This is a genomic window from Cupriavidus sp. FW216-B1 (assembly GCF_058789195.1).
Window position 1 is genome coordinate 105,558 of the sequence record NZ_JBYTEL010000003.1, and the last position, 16,937, is coordinate 122,494.

The following is a 16,937-nucleotide window of genomic DNA, read 5'->3' on the forward strand; positions in this document are numbered from 1 at the left end:
CCAGCGCCTCGCTCAGTGAATCGATCGGTACATGCATGGGCAGATGCTACCAGCGCCCCCGCCGAGTTCGCCCCGGGTTGCGTCAACCTTTATAATTCCGCTTTGTTCCCTGTTTCCCCACCTTCCCCCTCCCATCCCCATGCCAGCCCAACTGATCGACGGCAACGCCCTTGCCAAGCAACTCCGCACGGAAGCCGCCCAGCGCGCCGCCCGCCTCACCGAGCGCGGCCACCGCCCGGGCCTGGCCGTGATCCTGGTCGGCGAGGACCCGGCCAGCCAGGTCTACGTGCGCAACAAGGTGAAGGCCTGCGACGACAACGGCTTCCACTCCTCGCTGGACCGCTATCCGGCCGACCTGAGCGAAGCCGACCTGCTGGCCCGCATCGACGCCCTGAACCGCGACCCGAACATCCACGGCATCCTGGTGCAGTTGCCGCTGCCCAAGCATATCGACAGCCACAAAGTGCTCGAGGCGATCGCCCCTGAAAAGGACGTGGACGGCTTCCACGTGGCCAATGCCGGCGCCCTGATGACCGGCGCGCCGCTGTTCCGCCCGTGCACGCCCTACGGCTGCATGAAGATGCTCGAATCGGTGCAGTTCCCGCTGCGCGGCGCGCGCGCCGTGGTGGTGGGCGCCTCCAACATCGTCGGCAAGCCGATGGCGATGCTGCTGCTGCAGGCCGGCGCCACCGTCACCATCTGCAACAGCAAGACGCGCGACCTGGCCGCGCACACCCGCGAGGCCGACGTGATCGTGGCCGCCGTGGGGCGCCGCAACATCATCACGGCCGACATGGTCAAGCCCGGCGCGGCCGTGATCGACGTGGGCATGAACCGCGACGACAACGGCAAGCTGTGCGGCGACGTGGACTTCAACGGCGTCAGGGAAGTGGCCGGCTATATCACGCCGGTGCCCGGCGGCGTCGGCCCGATGACCATCACCATGCTGCTCATCAACACGCTGGAAGCCGCCGAGCGCGCCGCCGGCTGAACGCCGCACGCGCCGCCGCGGTACTGGAAAAACCCCGCCCCGCCCCAATGTGCGGGGTATTGCCTTTATGGCCCCCGCCAAGAGAGACGTCATGGACCAAGCCGCCACCGCCAACGCCGCCAATCCGCTGCTGGACTTTACCGACCTGCCCCGTTTCTCCGAGATCCGCCCCGAACACATCGGGCCGGCGCTGGACACGCTGCTGGCCACCGCGCAGGCCGCGGTCGAGCGCGCCGAGGACCCCGCCACCCCGGCCACCTGGGCCAGCGCCGTGGAAGCGCTCGAAACCGCCACCGAGCCGCTCGGGCGCGCCTGGGGCGTGGTCGGCCACCTGAGCGCGGTGGCGGACACGCCGGCGTTGCGCCAGGCGCACGCCGACAACCTGCCGCGCATGACCGAGTTCTGGTCCTCGCTGGGCCAGAGCCTGGCGCTGTACGATAAGTACAAGGCGATCGCCGCCAGCCCCGAGTTCGCCGCCATGAGCGCGGCGCGGCGCCAGTTGATGGAGAACGAGCTGCGCGGCTTCCGCCTGGGCGGCGCCGAGCTGCCGGAAGACAAGAAGCCGCGCTTCGCCGCCATCCAGGAACAGCAGGCGCAGTTGTCCAAGGCGTTCTCGGATCACGTGCTCGACGCCACCAACGCCTACGCGCTGGTGATCGAGGACGAAAGCCGCCTGTCCGGCATTCCCGCCGACGCGCTGGAAGCCGCGCGCGCCGCCGCCGAGAAGGACGACAAGGCCGGCTGGAAGTTCACGCTGCACTTCCCGTCCTACTTCCCGGTGCTGCAGTACGCCGACGACCGCGCGCTGCGCCAGACCATGTACCAGGCCAGCGTGACCCGCGCGTCCGAGCTGGCCGGGCAATACGGCCAGGGCAAGGCCGAATGGGACAACACCGACAACATGCGCGAACAGCTGGCGCTGCGCCAGGAAGAGGCGCACCTGCTCGGCTACGCCTCCTACGGCGAGGTCTCGCTGGTGCCCAAGATGGCGGAGTCGCCGGCCGAGGTGCTGCGCTTCCTCGACGAGCTGGCCGCGCGCGCGCGCCCGTTCGCCGAGAAGGACTGGGACGAGCTCAAGGCCTTCGCCGCCGGCGAGCTGGGCCTGGCGGAGCTGGCGCCGTGGGACGTGGCCTACGCCTCGGAAAAGCTGCGCGAGCAGCGCTACGCCTTCTCCGAGCAGGAGGTCAAGCAATACTTCCCCGAGCCGCAGGTGCTCAAGGGCCTGTTCGGCGTGGTCGAGAAGCTGTTCTCGGTGCGCATCGAGGCCGACCAGGCCCAGACCTGGCACCAGGACGTGCGCTTTTTCCGCGTGGTCTCGCCCGAAGGCAACCTGCTGGCGCAGTTCTACATCGACCTGTACGCCCGCGAAGGCAAGCGCGGCGGCGCCTGGATGGACGACGCGCGCGGCCGCAAGCTGCTCGGCGACGGCCGCGTGCAGACGCCGGTGGCCTACCTGACCTGCAATTTCTCGGCGCCGGTCGGCGGCAAACCCGCGCTGTTCACCCATGACGAAGTCATCACGCTGTTCCACGAGTTCGGCCACGGCCTGCACCACATGCTCACCCAGGTGGGCGAGCTGGGCGTGTCCGGCATCAACGGCGTGGAATGGGACGCGGTGGAGCTGCCCTCGCAGTTCATGGAGAACTTCTGCTGGGAATACGAGGTGCTGACCGGCATGACCGCGCACGCCGACACCGGCGAGCCGCTGCCGCGCGCGCTGTTCGAGCGCATGCTGGCCGCCAGGAACTTCCAGAACGGCATGATGACGCTGCGCCAGATCGTGTTCTCGTCGTTCGACATGCACCTGCACACCGACTTCGACCCCACCGGCGAGAAAACCGTGCTGGCGCTGTCGCGCGAGATCAACGACCACGCCCACGTGGTGCCGCAGCACCCGCTGTCGCGCTGGCCGAACACCTTCAGCCACATCTTCGCGGGCGGCTACGCGGCCGGCTACTACAGCTACAAGTGGGCCGAGGTGCTGTCCGCCGACGTGTACGCTGCCTTCGAGGAAGCCGCCGGGCTGTCGGGCTCCGTGCTCGACGCCGAGACCGGCGCGCGCTACCGCCGCGAGATCCTCTCGGTCGGCGGCAGCCGCCCGGCGATGGAGTCGTTCACGGCGTTCCGCGGCCGCGCGCCGCAGATCGACGCGCTGCTGCGCCACGGCGGCATGGCCGTGGCGTGATCCCGGCGCATGGCGCGGCCCCGGCATCCGGCCGGAGCCGCGCCGGCGCCCGGGAGACGACTCGAAAAGCGACCCGGAAAGCAGCCCAGGAAGCGCCCCGAAGCGACCCGCGCGGCGCACGCGCGCGCCAGTCCGGCGCGCCGGTCCGAATTGGCTAGACAAGCCCGGTCAAGTAAGATGCGGGCCATGAGCTACCTCCCTCCCGCCGCCGCCTACGCGCACATCAAGAACTACCTCAAGGAAGGCCTCAGCGCGGGCCGCTGGCCACCGGGCACGCTGATGCCGTCGGAATCCGAGCTCGTGACCCAGTTCGGCGTCAGCCGCATGACCGCCAACCGCGCGGTGCGGGAGCTGCAGGCCGAGGGACTGGTCGAGCGCGTGCAGGGCGTGGGCACCTTCGCCAGCCAGCCCTACCGCGCCTCGTCCACGCTGACCATCCGCGACCTCCACGACGAGATCACCGAGCGCGGCCACAAGCACCGCTCCGACGTGCACCTGGCGCGGGCCGAGACGGTCAGCGAGGCGCTCGCCCCGCGCATCGGCCTGCCGGTCGGCAGCCAGGTCTTCCACACGCTCATCGTCCACAGCGAGAACGGCGTGCCGCTGCTGTGCGAAGACCGCTACGTCAATCCCGCGCGCGCGCCGGACTACCTCGGCGTGGACTTCACCCGGACCACGCCCACCAACTACCTGCTGGCCGTGGCGCCGCTGTGGGAGGCCCAGTACTCCATCGAAGCGCAGCTGCCCACCGCGGAAGAGGCGCGGCTGCTCGGCATCAAGGCCAGCGAGCCGTGCCTGATCGTGGTCCGCCGCACCGAAAGCCAGGGCTCGCCGATCACGCTGGCGCGCCTGGTGCATCCCGGCTCGCGCTACACCATCGAGGGCTCGTTCAAGCCCTGACGGCACCGGCTTGCGTCACATCAATGCCGGCGCGCCCGCGCGTCCTATGCTGTAACGGATCACATCCACCCCGACACAGCGGCCGTCGCCGGCGCGGGCCAGCCCCGCCGAGGCGATTGCCCGGGAGCGCCTCCATTGTCTCCATCGCCATCGACCCCAGCCGCCGGCACGCCTTCCGGCGCAACCGGCGCCACTCCCTGGCATGCCCGCGAATGCCATGAGGTGGCACGCGAATACGCGGTCGATCCGGCGCGCGGGCTGGACAGCGAACAGGCGGCGCAACGCGCGCGCGCGCACGGGCCGAACGCATTGCAGGCGGCGCCGCGCCGCAGCGTGCTCGCCCTGGCGGCGGCCCAGCTGGCCGACCCGATGGTGGTGATACTGGTCATCGCGGCCATCGCCTCCGCGATCCTCGGCGACAAGCTGGACGCCCTGGTCATCCTGGCCATCGTGCTGATGACGACCGCGCTCGGGCTGAGCCAGACCTGGCGCGCCGACCGGGCCCTGGCGCAATTGCAGCAGCTGGCGGCGGCGCAGGCCACCGTGCTGCGCGGCGGCCACCCGCATGCCATTCCGGCGCACGAGCTGGTTCCGGGCGACGTGGTCCTGCTCGAGGCGGGCAACCAGGTTCCCGCGGACCTGCGCCTGGTGGAGGTGGCGCAACTGATGGCGGACGAATCGGCGCTGACCGGCGAGTCGGCCACGGTCGCCAAGCACGCGGAGGCCATCGCCGCGCCGGCCGCCACGCTCGGCGACCGCCACAACATGGCCTACCTCGGCACCTCGGTCACGCAGGGCCACGGCCGCGGCATCGTGGTCGCCACCGGCACCGGCACCGAGCTCGGCAAGCTGGCGCGGCACCTCGCGCCCGCGCGGCCGGACACCCCGCTGCAGAAGCGGCTGGCCGCGTTCAGCTGGCGGCTCTCGGTGGCCATCCTGCTGCTGTGCGTGGCGGTGTTCTGGCTGGGCCTGCTGCGCGGCGAGCCGCCCGTGTTGATGCTGCTCACGGCGATCAGCCTCGGCGTGGCCGCGATCCCGGAGGCGCTGCCGGCCGTCGTCGCCATCATCCTCGCGCTCGGCGCCAGGAAAATGGCCACCCGCAAGGCGCTGGTGCGCAAGCTGTCCTCGGTCGAGACCCTGGGATCGGTGACGGTGATCTGCACCGACAAGACCGGGACGCTGACGCAGAACCGCATGCGGCTGGAACGCCTGCTCGCCGACGCCCGGCCGTGGCTGCCGGGCGAGGCGCTGGCCACCCCCTGCCAGCGCCAGTTGCTGGTCGCCGCCGCGCTGTGCAATGACGCGCGCCCCGATCCCGACGCCGGCACCGACATCAGCACCACCTGGATTGGCGACCCGACCGAGACCGCCCTGGCGGATGCCGCGTCCGCCGCCGGCATCGACAAGCTGGCGCTGGAGGCGCGGCTGCCGCGCGTGCAGGAGCAGCCCTTCGACGCGGCGCGCAAGCGCATGACCACCTTCCATCGCCAGGCCGCCGGCTATATCGCCTTCACCAAGGGCGCGCCGGAGTCGGTGATACCGTGCTGCACCTCGCGCCAGACCGCGGACGGCACGCTGCCGATGGCGCCGCGAGCCGCACTGCATGACGCGCTGCGTGACGCGCAGGCCCTGGCCGCGCAGGGCCTGCGGGTGCTGGCCCTGGCCATGCGCGAGCACGATGCCTTGCCCGCCCCCGATGCCGTGGCCGGCGCCGAGTCGTCGCTGACCTTTCTCGGCCTGGTGGCGCTGTTCGACCCGCCGCGCCCGGAAGCGGCGGCCGCGGTGCGCGACTGCGTCACCGCCGGCATCATGCCGGTGATGATCACCGGCGACCATCCCGAGACCGCGCTGGCCATCGCCCGCATGCTCGGCATCCTCGGCGAGCACGGCGGCGAGGTCCTCACCGGCGCCACCCTGGCGCAGCTCGACCGCGCGGCGCTGCAGGCCGCCGTCGCCCACGTCCGGGTCTACGCGCGGGTCGATCCCGAGCAGAAGCTGCGCATCGTCGAAGCGCTGCAGGACCTTGGCCACTTCGTCGCCATGACCGGCGACGGCATCAACGACGCGCCCGCGCTCAAGCGCGCCGACATCGGCGTGGCGATGGGCAGGCAGGGCACCGACATCGCCCGGGAAGCCGCCAGCCTGGTGCTGCTCGACGACAACTTCGCCACCGTGGTGGCCGCCGTGCGCGAGGGGCGCCGCATCTACGACAACATCCGCAAGTTCGTCCGCTATGCGATGACGGGCAACTCGGGCGAACTCTGGGTCATCACCCTGGCGCCGCTGTTCCTGCTGCCCATCCCGCTGCTGCCGGCGCAGATCCTGTGGATCAACCTCGTCACCGACGGCTTGCCGGGCCTGGCGCTCGCCGCCGAGCCCGCCGAGGCGGACGTCATGCGCCGGCCGCCCCGCCATCCGCGCGAGAGCCTCTTCGCGCACGGCATGTGGCAGCACATCCTCGGGATCGGCCTGCTGATCGGCCTGGTCTCGCTGGGCGTCCAGGCATGGGCCCTCGGCCAGGGCCGCGACGGCTGGCAGACGATGGTGTTCACCACGCTGACGCTGGCGCAGATGGCGCACGTGATGGCGATCCGCTCGGAGCACGTCCCACTGTGGCGGCTGCCGCTGGCCACCAACCTGCCGCTGCTCGGCGCGGTCCTGCTCACCCTGTGCCTGCAGCTCGCGGTGATCTATCTGCCGGTGTTCCAGGCGCTGCTCCACACCCGGCCGCTGGATGCGCTGGAACTGGCGGTGTCGGTCGGCGCGGCGGCCATCGTGGCGGTCGCCGTGGAGGCCGGCAAGGCCAGGCGCAATGCCCGCGCGGCGCGGGCCGCCCAGGCCGGCGGGACCGCGGCGCCGGCGCACTGACTGCCGGGGAAAATGGCAAGGCTGGGGGTTGCCCTTGAGAAAGCTAATCCACTGGATTAGAATGGGCCATGAACGAAGCCCTGCGCGGCATTGCCGAACTGCCCACGTACAGCCGGTTGGCCGACAAGCTCCTGAGCGCGGAAGAACGCCAGGACCTGATCGACTACCTCGCCGGGCATCCCAGGGCCGGGGACATCATGGAAGGCACCGGCGGCGTGCGCAAGCTGCGCTGGCGCCGTGGCGGCCAGGGCAAGAGCGGTGGCGTGCGGGTCATCTACTACTACCATGACGACCGCATGCCGCTGTACCTGCTGACGCTCTTCGCCAAGGGTGACAAGGCCAACCTGACCAAGGCCGAGCGCAACGAACTGGCCGGCCTGGTCGATGTGCTGACAGGCATCTGGAAGGAAAGGACACCATCATGAGCACGGCATTCGAAAGCATCAAGCAGGGCCTGCAAGAGGCCATCTCCCACGCCAAGGGCGACGAGCACGGCGTGCGCGTGCACCGCCCCCGCGCCATCGACGTGAAGGCCGTGCGCGCCAAGGTGGGCATGACCCAGGAACAGTTCGCCGCGCGCTTCGGCTTTTCCACGGCAACCCTGCGGCACTGGGAGCGTGGCGACCGCACGCCGCGCGGCCCGGCGCTGGTGCTGCTCAACGTGATCGAGCGCAACCCGCAGGCTGTCATCGAGGCTCTGGCCTGACGGCGGAGCAACATCAAATGAAAAGAGTTTCCCCTATCCCATGAGAATCGCCACCTGGAACGTCAACTCGCTCAAGGTCCGGCTGCCGCAGGTGCTGGACTGGCTGAACGAGCAGGAAAAAGCCGACACGCCCATCGACGCCCTGTGCCTGCAGGAGCTGAAGATGCCGGACGACAAATACCCGCTGGCCGAGCTGGAAAGCGCCGGCTTCCACAGCGTGTTCACCGGCCAGAAGACCTACAACGGCGTGGCGATCCTGGCGCGCGGCGCGACCATGCCGGCGCCCGCCGACGTGGTGCGCAACATCCCCGGCTTCGAGGACACCCAGCAGCGCGTGGTGGCGGCCACCTATGGCGACGTGCGCCTGGTGTGCGCCTATTTCCCCAACGGCCAGGCGCCCGACTCCGACAAGTTCGTCTACAAGCTCGACTGGCTGCGCGCCATGACGGCGTGGCTGCGCGGCGAGCTGGCGAAGTACCCGAAGCTGGCGCTGCTGGGCGACTTCAATATCGCGCCCGAGGACCGCGACGTGCACGATCCGGCCAAGTGGGAAGGCCAGAACCTGGTGTCGCCGCAGGAGCGGGAGGCGTTCCGCGCGCTGGAGGCGCTGGGCCTGACCGATGCGTTCCGCCTGTTCGAGCAGCCGGAGAAGAGCTTCTCGTGGTGGGACTACCGCATGTTCGCCTTCCGCCGCAATGCCGGCCTGCGCATCGACCATATCCTGCTGTCGCCGGCGCTGCGCGAGGCCTGCCGCGGCTGCGTGATCGACCGCGTGCCGCGCGCCTGGGAGCAGCCGTCCGACCACACGCCGGTGGTGGCCACGCTGGATTGAGCCCGCGCGGCGCGGCGCGGAACCGGCCCGCGCGGCCGGCGCCATCGGTATCGCCACCGGCTCGCGCGATGGCCTCCGCGCGGCTACACTGGCGGGCATGAAACCGGCTACCTTCCGCCACCGCAACCTGCCCCACCTGCTGCTGCAGGCCCGCGAAACGCTCATGGCCGGCTTCCGGCCGATCCTGCGCCAGCACGGCCTGACCGAGCAGCAATGGCGCGTGGTGCGCACACTCAACGAGCAAGGCGAGATGGAGCCGAACCAGCTCGCCGACGCCTGCCTCATCCTCAGCCCCAGCCTGACCCGGATGCTGTCCAGCATGGAGGAGGCGGGCCTGATCCTGCGCTCGCGCTGCGCCACCGACCAGCGCCGCCAGCAGATCTCGCTGACGGACAAGTGCCGCGCCATGATCGCCGCGATGGAGCCGCTGATCGAGCGGCGCTACGCGGAGCTGGAGCGCATGATCGGCGCCGAGCGGCTCGGCAAGGTCTACGGCGCGCTCGACGAACTGCTGGAGAGCTTCGACGCGAAGGACCCGCGCGCATGAGCGCGGCCGGCCCCGGCGCGATGCTGGCGCGCCTGCTGCCGGCGTGGCGCCACCGGGTCGGCGCCGCCTCGCTGCGCGCCGACCTGGTGGCCGGCCTGCTCGGCGCGGTGCTGGTGCTGCCGCAGGGCGTGGCCTTCGCCACGCTGGCCGGGCTGCCGCCCCAGTACGGCATCTACGCGGCGGTCATCCCCTGCATCGTGGCCGCGCTGTTCGGCTCGAGCTGGCACGTGATGTCGGGGCCGACCAACGCCAACTCGCTGGCGCTGTTCGCCATGTTGAGCCCGGTGGCCTTCGCCGGCAGCCCGGCCTACATCAACCTCGCGCTGGCCGTGACCATCATGGTCGGCGTGCTGCAGCTGGCGGTGGGCACGCTGCGGCTGGGCTCGCTGGCCAACTTCATCTCGCCCTCGGTGCTGCTCGGCTTCACCTGCGGCGCGGCGACGCTGATCGGGCTCTACGCGCTCAAGGACCTGTTCGGGCTGGCCGTGCCCACCGGCACCAGCGCCTTCGGCGTGGTGCGCTTCCTGCTGGACAACGCCGCCGCCATCAACTGGAGCGCGTTTACCGTGGCGGTGGTCACGCTGGCCGTCACGCTCGCCGTGAAGCGCGTCTGGCGCCGCCTGCCGTTCATGCTGCTGGGCCTGCTGGCCGGCTACGGCACGGCCCTGCTGCTCAACGCGCCGGGCTGGAGCCGGGGCGCGCGCCACGTCAACGTGGTCGGGCCGATTCCCTCGGCGATCCCGCCCTTCCATCTGCCGGACATTGCCTGGCAGGCCGTGCCCGACCTGCTGGGCATCGCCGCGGCGCTGACCATCGTGGCGCTGGGCCAGTCGATCTCGATCGCCAAGGCGGTGGCGCTGCGCTCGGGCCAGCATATCGACGCCAACCGCGAGTTCATCGGCCAGGGCCTGTCGAACATCGCGGGCGGCCTGTTCTCGGCCTACATCTCGTGCGGCTCGCTGAACCGCTCGATGCCCAACTACGAGGCCGGCGCGCAGACTCCGCTGGCCGGCGTGTTCTCGGCGCTGCTGCTGGTCGTGCTGGTGACGGCCAGCGCGCCGCTGCTGGCGCAGATTCCGCTGGCGGCGATTGCCGCGATGCTGCTGCTGGTGGCGTGGGGCCTGTTCGACTTCGCGCGGCTGCGGCGCATCGCCAGCCTGAGCCGCGCCGAGTTCGCCATCGCCATCAGCACGTTCGCCGCCACGCTCGCCATCCGCCTGGAGATGGCGGTCCTGCTCGGCACCATCCTGTCGCTGGTGGCCTATCTCTACCGCACCTCGCGCCCGGCCGTGCGCAGCCTGGTGCCGGACGCGGACGACCCCGAGCGCCGCTTCACCCCGCTCGACGAACTGCGCCGGCCGCAGCCGGAATGCCCGCAACTGAAACTGCTGCGCATGGAAGGCGCGATCTACTTCGGCGCCGTGCAGTACGTCACCGACCGGCTGCACCACGCGCGCACGGCGCACCCCGGGCAGATCCACCTGCTGGCCATGACCAAGAGCATGAACTTCATCGACCTGGCCGGCGCCGAGATGTGGGAGAGCGAACTGACCGAGCGGCGCGCGGCCGGCGGCGATCTCTATTTCCACCGGCCGCGCACGCAGGTATTGCAGACCTGGGAGCAGACCGGCTTCACCGCCAAGCTGGGCGAGGACCACATCTTCCCGACCAAGCGGCAGGCCCTGCACACCATCATCGCCCGGCTCGACCCGGCGGTGTGCCGCGCCTGCCGCGCGCGCATCTTCGAGGAATGCGCCAGCCGCCCCGGCGCCGCCGCGCAGCCGGCATGAAGCGCGCGCAATGCGGCATTGCCACGGCACGCGGCACGGCATGCGGCACGATGGCGGCTAGTAGCGACGGGGAGTGAAACGAAAAGAGAAACGCCGGAGAATCCGGCGCCAGGCAACTGCTGGCGAATCGCCGGCAGCCGCAAACACATGAAACGGGCGCCCGGGATCGGACCGATGACCGGCCCGGACTGAAACCCGTTTCAGAGCGGCGCCACGTGGGCGCGCTTGACTACCACCGGCTGTGCGGCGCCCTGCTCGATCAGCACCACGGCGGCGCGCTCGATGGTCTCGCGCCCGGCGCGGAAAGCTTCTTCGAGCGACAGCACCTGGTCGGCGCTGAAGCCTTCCCACAGCGCCTCGCGCGTCACCACGCAGGTGACGGGTTGGCCGTCGACGACGGCGTGGAACAGCAAGCCTTCATTGTTGATATCGTAACGCTCTTGCTCTTGGAACTTGATATCCATCGGTACAGCCCTCCATTGCAAGTGAAAAAACATCCTAACATGGGTCGGCCCGACTCGTCCGCAAAGGCCTACGCTTCGTTCGCCTCCGGACGTGACCGCCGCAGGCGCGGGCAAGTTCCCGCCGCGTGCGCCGGCTTCATGCGTGATCGCCGCGCAAGCGCCGCCAACGCGGAACGAAGAAAAAGCACTAAACGTTTGACAAACTCAAAAACGATGATAGAATCTCTTTCTTCGTTGGGGCGTTAGCTCAGTTGGTAGAGCAGCGGACTCTTAATCCGTAGGTCGAGTGTTCGAGTCACTCACGCCCCACCAGCGAATTCAAAGAAGCCGGTAGCAGAAATGCTCCCGGCTTTTTTCTTTTCCGCTTTCCTTTTTTGTTTCCCGCGCCTGCCGCTTTTCCCCGTTTTTTCGTTGCCGCTGCGCGCGCCTCTTGTCCGCTTCGGTGTCTGCGTCGTCCCGACATTGATACCGCATCAATGTGACAGATGTCATCGGCACGATCGGCCGCCGCGGCATCTCGGCACGCCATCCTCGCGCGCAAAAAAAAGCCCGCGGGTCTGCGGGCTCGGGAAGGGTCAGGGGCGTTCGGGGAACGTCCCGGGGACAAGTGTGAATACATGGGAAACATGATGCTGCCCCACTCGAGTGGGGTCGCGCGCACGTGGCATTCCGGTCCTGCGCGCGCGGCGCCCGCCGCGCAGGCTTACGCCGGCGCGGCGGCGCGCTCGAACAGCGCGCGCGCCAGGCCGCGGTGCCGCGCCAGCACGCGCGGCAACTCCGCGCTCAGCAGCTCGCCGCCGCGCACCACCACCTTGCCGTTGATGACGCTGGCGGCAACATTGCCGGGCGTGCAGAAGACCAGCGCCGCCACCGGGTCGTGGCCGGCGCCGGCGTAGGCGACCGCGCGCATGTCGAAGGCAACGAAGTCGGCCGACATGCCGGGCGCCAGCGCGCCGATGTCGTCGCGCCCGAGCACGCGCGCGCCGCCCAGCGTGGCGATCTCCAGCGCCTCGCGCGCGCTCATGGCCGCGGGGCCGTAGCCCACGCGCTGCAGCAGCATGGCCTGGCGCGCCTCGCCGAGCATGTGGGCGCCGTCGTTGGAAGCGCTGCCGTCCACGCCCAGCCCGACCGGCACGCCCGCGTCGCGCATCGCGCGCACCGGGGCGATGCCCGACGCCAGCCGCATGTTGCTGCACGGGCAATGGGCCACGCCGGTGCCGGTGCGCGCGAACAGCGCGATGCCGTCGCCGTCGAGCTTCACGCAGTGCGCGTGCCACACGTCGGGACCGACCCAGCCGAGTGCCTCGGCGTACTGCGCCGGCGTCAGGCCGAAGCGCTCGCGCGAATAGGCGATGTCGTTGTCGTTCTCGGCCAGATGGGTGTGCATCGACACGCCGTAGCTGCGCGCCAGCCGCGCCGACTCGCGCATCAGGTCGCGCGACACGGAAAACGGCGAGCACGGCGCCACCACCACGCGCAGCATGGCGTGGCGCGAGGCATCGTGATACCGCTCGATCAGCCGCTGGCTGTCGGCAAGGATGGCGCCCTCCTCTTCCACCACCGAGTCGGGCGGCAGGCCGCCCTTGCTGCGGCCGACGCTCATCGAGCCGCGCGCGGCATGGAAGCGCATGCCCATGTCCGCCGCCGCCGCGATGGCGTCGTCGAGGCGCGCGCCGTTGGGGTAAAGATAGAGATGGTCGCTGGTGGTGGTGCAGCCCGACAGCATCAGCTCGGCCATCGCGGTGCGCGTGGAGACATCGATCATCTCCGGCGTCAGGTGCGACCACAGCAGGTAGAGGCTGCCCAGCCAGGAGAACAGCTCGGCGTCCTGCGCCGCCGGCACCGCGCGCGTGAGGCTCTGGTACATGTGGTGATGCGTGTTGACCAGGCCCGGCGTGACCACATGGCCGCGCATGTCGAGCACCTCGGCCCGCCCCTCGTCGATCAGGCGGCGGTACTGCGGCGGCAGGTCCGCGCTGGCGCCGACCCATTCGATGGCCGGGCCTTGCGCCACCAGCGCGCCGTCGGCGATCTCGCGGCGCCGTTCGTCCATCGTCACGAGCACGTCGGCGTGGAGCAGGATCAGCGGCATGGCGGCATCTCCGGAGCGGTTGTGGAAGGCCCGGGCAGTCTACGGCGCCGGCCGCGCCCGGCAAAGCATCGAATTGCGCCGATGCTGTGCGCAAAATCAGCACAGCGCCGGCCGGAGATTTGCGGGCTAGCGCGCCGCGCCGAACACCTCGGCCAGCGCGGCGCCGATGCGCCCGGCCATCAGGCCGGCGGCCGCGCCTGGCTCGCCGCGCGCCCGCGCCACCAGCCGCAGGGTCTGGCGCGGCAGGTTGCCGTCGCGCAGCGGCAGCCACGCGAGCGTGCCGCGCGCGCGTTCGTCGAGCACGTCGAGCGGATTGAGAAAGGCGATGCCGTCGCCGAGCATGACCAGGCTGCGCATCAGCGCGGTCGAGGTCGTCTCCGTGGCCGCCAGGACCGCCAGCCCCGCACGCGCGAAGCCTTCGTCGAGCAGGCCGCGCAGCGACATCGAGGGCGCGGGCAGGATCACCGGCCACGCCAGGCATTCGGCCAGCAGCGCCGACGGCTGCGCCGCCAGCACGTGGCCCGGCGCCACCACCGCGCCGACCGGCCAGTCGCTGCCGGCGAGGATGCGGAATGCGGCCACGTCGGGCAGGTCGTAGCCCAGGCCGAGGTCGGCGTCGCCACGCTCGACGGCGGCGGCGATTTCCGCCACCGGCAGGTCGAGCAGGCGCACCAGGATGCCCGGGTACTGCTGGCGGAAACCATGCACCAGCGACGGCATCAGCGAGCCGGCCAGGCCGGCCGTGGTGGCGACCGTGACCTCGCCCTGGCGCATGCCCTTGACGGCCTCGATCCGGCTGCGCAGCAGCTCGTGCTCGCGCAGGGTCTGGCGCACGTGGGCCAGCACCATCTTGCCGAGCGGCGTGAGCCGCAGCCGCTTGTTGATGCGCTCGAACAAGGGCGCGCCCAGCTCGGCCTCCAGATCCAGGATCTGCCGGTTGATCGCGGTCGGCGCCACATGCAGGTGCAGCGCGGCCTGGCGGATCGAGCCGCGGCTCACCACCTCGTCGAGGTAGCGCAGGACTCTGGCATGCATGAAGGGTTCTCCGTGTGCGGGGACTGGCGATGGCCGGAACGAGCGCATTGTAGCCGCCGCCCCGTCATCGGATTCACAAGAAAATGCACGCAGCTATTGCGCAATCGAAAATGCCTTGATATAATTTTTGACTTCGTTGGGGCGTTAGCTCAGTTGGTAGAGCAGCGGACTCTTAATCCGTAGGTCGAGTGTTCGAGTCACTCACGCCCCACCAGCGAATTCAAAGAAGCCGGTAGCAGAAATGCTCCCGGCTTTTTTCTTTTCCGCTTTTCATTTCCCCTTCCTTTTCTTTCCCCACGCTTTCCCCACGCGCTTGTCCGCTTCGATTTTCACGCGGGCCGCGGCTTGCCGTGTCGATTCCCGGCCGCGGCGGCCCCGGGTGAATACCGGATTTCCGCCAACTTGATACCGGGTTGATACTGATTCCGCCCCGCCCGCTTTCACGGTTGAATTGCACCTGAAGCACATCGCGGAACATAGTTCCGCATCACGGAACAACTCCGGTCGCTTCGGCAAATCCGGGCGCGCCCTGCCGCCCGGAACACTGCGGCAAGCCAGCAGGGAATCACAACAACAAGACGGGACCAGACACGGGAACCCGCCATGCCCGCGCCTCCGTTGCCGCACCCGCAAGCCAACCTGGAATCTTCGGAGCCTCTCTTGAAAGCAGTCCTGAAAATCAGCAGTGCAGCCTGCCTGGCCCTGTTCGGCCTGTGCCAGGGCGCGATGGCGCAAAGCTATCCCACCAAGCCGATCCGCCTCATCGTGCCGTTCGCCGCGGGCGGCACCACCGACATCGTGGCGCGCTCGGTGGCCGACGGCATCGGCCGCGAACTGGGCCAGCCCGTGGTGGTGGAAAACCGCGGCGGCGGCGGCGGCGCGATCGGCGCCGATGCACTGGCCAAGTCCGCGCCGGACGGCTACACGCTCGGCATCGCCACGGTCAGCACGATGGCCACCAACCCGGCCACCAACGCCCGCAACCCCTACGACCCGCTCAAGGACTTCGCGCCGATCACCAACCTGGTCAATGTGCCGAACGTGCTGACGGTCAACCCGAAGGTGCCGGCCAAGACCGTGCAGGAATTCGTCGCGCTGGTGAAGGCCAACCCCGGCAAGTACAGCTACGCCTCGGCCGGCAAGGGCAGCATTTCGCATCTGGACGGCGAGCTGTTCAAGTTCTTGACCAAGACCGACATGGTCCACGTCCCCTACCGCGGCTCGGGCCCGGCGCTGAACGACACGCTGGCCGGCCAGGTCAGCGGCCAGTTCGACAACCTGCCCTCGTCGATGCCGCACATCCAGGCCGGCAAGCTGCGCGCGCTGGCGGTGGCCGCGCCCAAGCGCGTGGAAGGCCTGCCCGACGTGCCGACTTTCGCCGAGGCCGGCATGAAGGACATGAACAACATGGCCTGGTATGGCCTGGTGGCGCCCGCCAACACGCCGGCCGCCGTCATCGCCAAGGTGCACGACGCTGCCGTGAAGACGCTGCAGGACCCCAACGTCAAGCGCCGGCTGGCCGAAAGCGGGGCCTATCCCGACGGCAACACGCCGCAGCAGTACGCCGCGCAGATCAAGCGCGAACTGGAACTGCGCAAGAAGATCGCGCACGACCAGAACATCACGCTCGAGTAAGCCTCGCGGCGGCCCCCGGCCCGATGCGGCGGGGGGCCGCCGGCCCTTGCCGCCCGCCTGTTGTTGCCATGCCGCACCACTTGATCTGGCGCAGTATTCGTACCCGTCCTTGGTGCTTCAATATAACGGGAAGGAAATTGACATCGCAGGGCCCTCCCGAGTCGGTAAAGTAACCGGGTCAGACAACCAGTACGACGGCCGTGCCCCCTGCCCACGGCCAAACCCATGAGGACAAGCAATGCGCAACAAGACCGTATCCGCTCTGATGATCGTCGCCGTGACCGCTTTCGGGGGCGCGCAGCTGGCGCACGCCCAGAAGAACTACACCGATGGTGGCGACCTGTATGGCGGCGCCCACACCAACAAGGGCGATCCGAACAAGAACGCGGCCAAATCCGGCAAGTTCGATCCGTATACCGATGGCGCGAAGAAGTCGACCAAGTCCAATCTGAGCGCGGACGGCGCCAAGAAGAAGGCTGATCCCTATACGGACGGCGCCAAGTCCGGCAAGCCCGATCCGTACACCGATGGTGCCAAGTCGGGCAAGTTCGACCCGTACACCGACGGCGCCAAGGCCGCGCCCAAGCAGTAATCGCCAGCCTGCCCGCATTGCGCGGGCATTGCCGCGGATGGTGCGCCAGCGCACCGTCCGCGCGCGTCCCCGGCGGCAGCATCGGCATAGCCGAGATTGCAACGCCCGCTTGAAACGCCATCGCGCGGATGACGCCGCGTGGCGAAGTGTGAGATATATCCCGGCAGGAAAACTGGAAAGCAGCAGGAAGGCTGCAGAAAGGCCGCCGACAGGCAGCCACGCGGCGTCCCGTCAGGCTGTGGCCGCGCCCGTACGCGCATCCTCGCCCGCGATCGCGCCCGCGGCTTTGCCTCCCGGCCC

At 69.6% G+C, this 16,937-nt stretch carries 15 protein-coding genes and 2 tRNA genes; 13 read left to right on the top strand and 4 right to left on the bottom strand.

The annotated features are described in order from the left end of the window. The first annotated feature begins 139 nt into the window (after window positions 1-139). From folD to AC3WXD_RS10265, 9 genes are all read left to right on the top strand, one after another. A complete protein-coding gene (folD, locus tag AC3WXD_RS10225; protein ID WP_020201173.1) occupies window positions 140-991 on the top strand; it encodes a bifunctional methylenetetrahydrofolate dehydrogenase/methenyltetrahydrofolate cyclohydrolase FolD in 852 nt (283 codons plus the stop codon). Window positions 992-1,082: 91 nt separating this feature from the next. Further along, on the top strand, window positions 1,083-3,176 hold the full coding sequence (locus AC3WXD_RS10230) for a M3 family metallopeptidase (protein WP_492323628.1): 2,094 nt from the start codon (window positions 1,083-1,085) through the stop codon (window positions 3,174-3,176). A gap of 186 nt (window positions 3,177-3,362) precedes the next feature. Then, window positions 3,363-4,076 carry a histidine utilization transcriptional repressor HutC gene (hutC, locus tag AC3WXD_RS10235; protein WP_020201171.1) on the top strand — a complete coding sequence of 238 codons (714 nt, stop codon included), beginning with the start codon at window positions 3,363-3,365 and terminating at the stop codon, window positions 4,074-4,076. Between the two features lie 135 nt (window positions 4,077-4,211). Next, entirely contained in the window at window positions 4,212-6,944 is a 2,733-nt protein-coding gene (locus AC3WXD_RS10240) for a cation-translocating P-type ATPase (protein ID WP_492323629.1), read from the top strand. Window positions 6,945-7,012: 68 nt separating this feature from the next. Beyond that, window positions 7,013-7,369, top strand: a complete 357-nt coding sequence (locus AC3WXD_RS10245) for a type II toxin-antitoxin system RelE/ParE family toxin (protein ID WP_454731399.1) — start codon at window positions 7,013-7,015, stop codon at window positions 7,367-7,369. Next, complete coding sequence (locus tag AC3WXD_RS10250; protein ID WP_020201168.1) at window positions 7,366-7,650, top strand: helix-turn-helix domain-containing protein; 285 nt, start codon at window positions 7,366-7,368, stop codon at window positions 7,648-7,650. Before AC3WXD_RS10245 ends, AC3WXD_RS10250 begins: the two co-directional genes overlap by 4 nt. Window positions 7,651-7,690: 40 nt before the next feature. Then, window positions 7,691-8,482: an exodeoxyribonuclease III gene (gene xth, locus AC3WXD_RS10255; RefSeq protein WP_492323630.1), complete on the top strand. Its 792-nt coding sequence runs from the start codon at window positions 7,691-7,693 to the stop codon at window positions 8,480-8,482. Window positions 8,483-8,579: 97 nt separating this feature from the next. After that, the gene (hpaR, locus tag AC3WXD_RS10260; protein ID WP_020201166.1) at window positions 8,580-9,029 is read left to right on the top strand and encodes a homoprotocatechuate degradation operon regulator HpaR; all 450 of its coding nucleotides are present in this window, start codon (window positions 8,580-8,582) and stop codon (window positions 9,027-9,029) included. Continuing rightward, window positions 9,026-10,819, top strand: a complete 1,794-nt coding sequence (locus tag AC3WXD_RS10265) for a SulP family inorganic anion transporter (RefSeq protein ID WP_059413115.1) — start codon at window positions 9,026-9,028, stop codon at window positions 10,817-10,819. Before hpaR ends, AC3WXD_RS10265 begins: the two co-directional genes overlap by 4 nt. 200 nt (window positions 10,820-11,019) lie before the next feature. Here AC3WXD_RS10265 and AC3WXD_RS10270 read toward each other — a convergent pair whose 3' ends face one another. Continuing rightward, window positions 11,020-11,283, bottom strand: coding sequence for a DUF1488 family protein (locus tag AC3WXD_RS10270; RefSeq protein ID WP_006159541.1), 264 nt, complete (start codon window positions 11,281-11,283; stop codon window positions 11,020-11,022). A 236-nt stretch (window positions 11,284-11,519) separates the two neighbouring features. Here AC3WXD_RS10270 and AC3WXD_RS10275 point away from each other — a divergent pair. Then, window positions 11,520-11,595 (top strand) — tRNA-Lys (locus AC3WXD_RS10275). A gap of 391 nt (window positions 11,596-11,986) precedes the next feature. On the opposite strand, the gene AC3WXD_RS10280 is transcribed toward AC3WXD_RS10275, so the two are convergent. Together AC3WXD_RS10280 and AC3WXD_RS10285 are read right to left on the bottom strand one after the other, a co-directional pair. Then, window positions 11,987-13,375, bottom strand: coding sequence for an 8-oxoguanine deaminase (locus AC3WXD_RS10280; protein WP_492323631.1), 1,389 nt, complete (start codon window positions 13,373-13,375; stop codon window positions 11,987-11,989). 126 nt (window positions 13,376-13,501) lie between these two features. Then, on the bottom strand, window positions 13,502-14,410 hold the full coding sequence (locus tag AC3WXD_RS10285) for a LysR substrate-binding domain-containing protein (protein WP_492323632.1): 909 nt from the start codon (window positions 14,408-14,410) through the stop codon (window positions 13,502-13,504). Between the two features lie 138 nt (window positions 14,411-14,548). Here AC3WXD_RS10285 and AC3WXD_RS10290 point away from each other — a divergent pair. After that, window positions 14,549-14,624: transfer RNA gene (locus tag AC3WXD_RS10290), tRNA-Lys, on the top strand. A 6-nt stretch (window positions 14,625-14,630) separates the two neighbouring features. Here the strand turns inward: AC3WXD_RS10290 and AC3WXD_RS10295 are convergent. Continuing rightward, the gene (locus AC3WXD_RS10295; protein ID WP_492323633.1) at window positions 14,631-14,888 is read right to left on the bottom strand and encodes a hypothetical protein; all 258 of its coding nucleotides are present in this window, start codon (window positions 14,886-14,888) and stop codon (window positions 14,631-14,633) included. Between the two features lie 182 nt (window positions 14,889-15,070). On the opposite strand from AC3WXD_RS10295, the gene AC3WXD_RS10300 reads away from it, so the two are divergent. Both AC3WXD_RS10300 and AC3WXD_RS10305 read left to right on the top strand, forming a co-directional pair. After that, the gene (locus AC3WXD_RS10300) at window positions 15,071-16,045 is read left to right on the top strand and encodes a Bug family tripartite tricarboxylate transporter substrate binding protein (RefSeq protein WP_059413118.1); all 975 of its coding nucleotides are present in this window, start codon (window positions 15,071-15,073) and stop codon (window positions 16,043-16,045) included. A gap of 238 nt (window positions 16,046-16,283) precedes the next feature. Beyond that, complete coding sequence (locus AC3WXD_RS10305) at window positions 16,284-16,637, top strand: hypothetical protein (protein ID WP_020206199.1); 354 nt, start codon at window positions 16,284-16,286, stop codon at window positions 16,635-16,637. The last annotated feature ends 300 nt before the right edge of the window (window positions 16,638-16,937 follow it).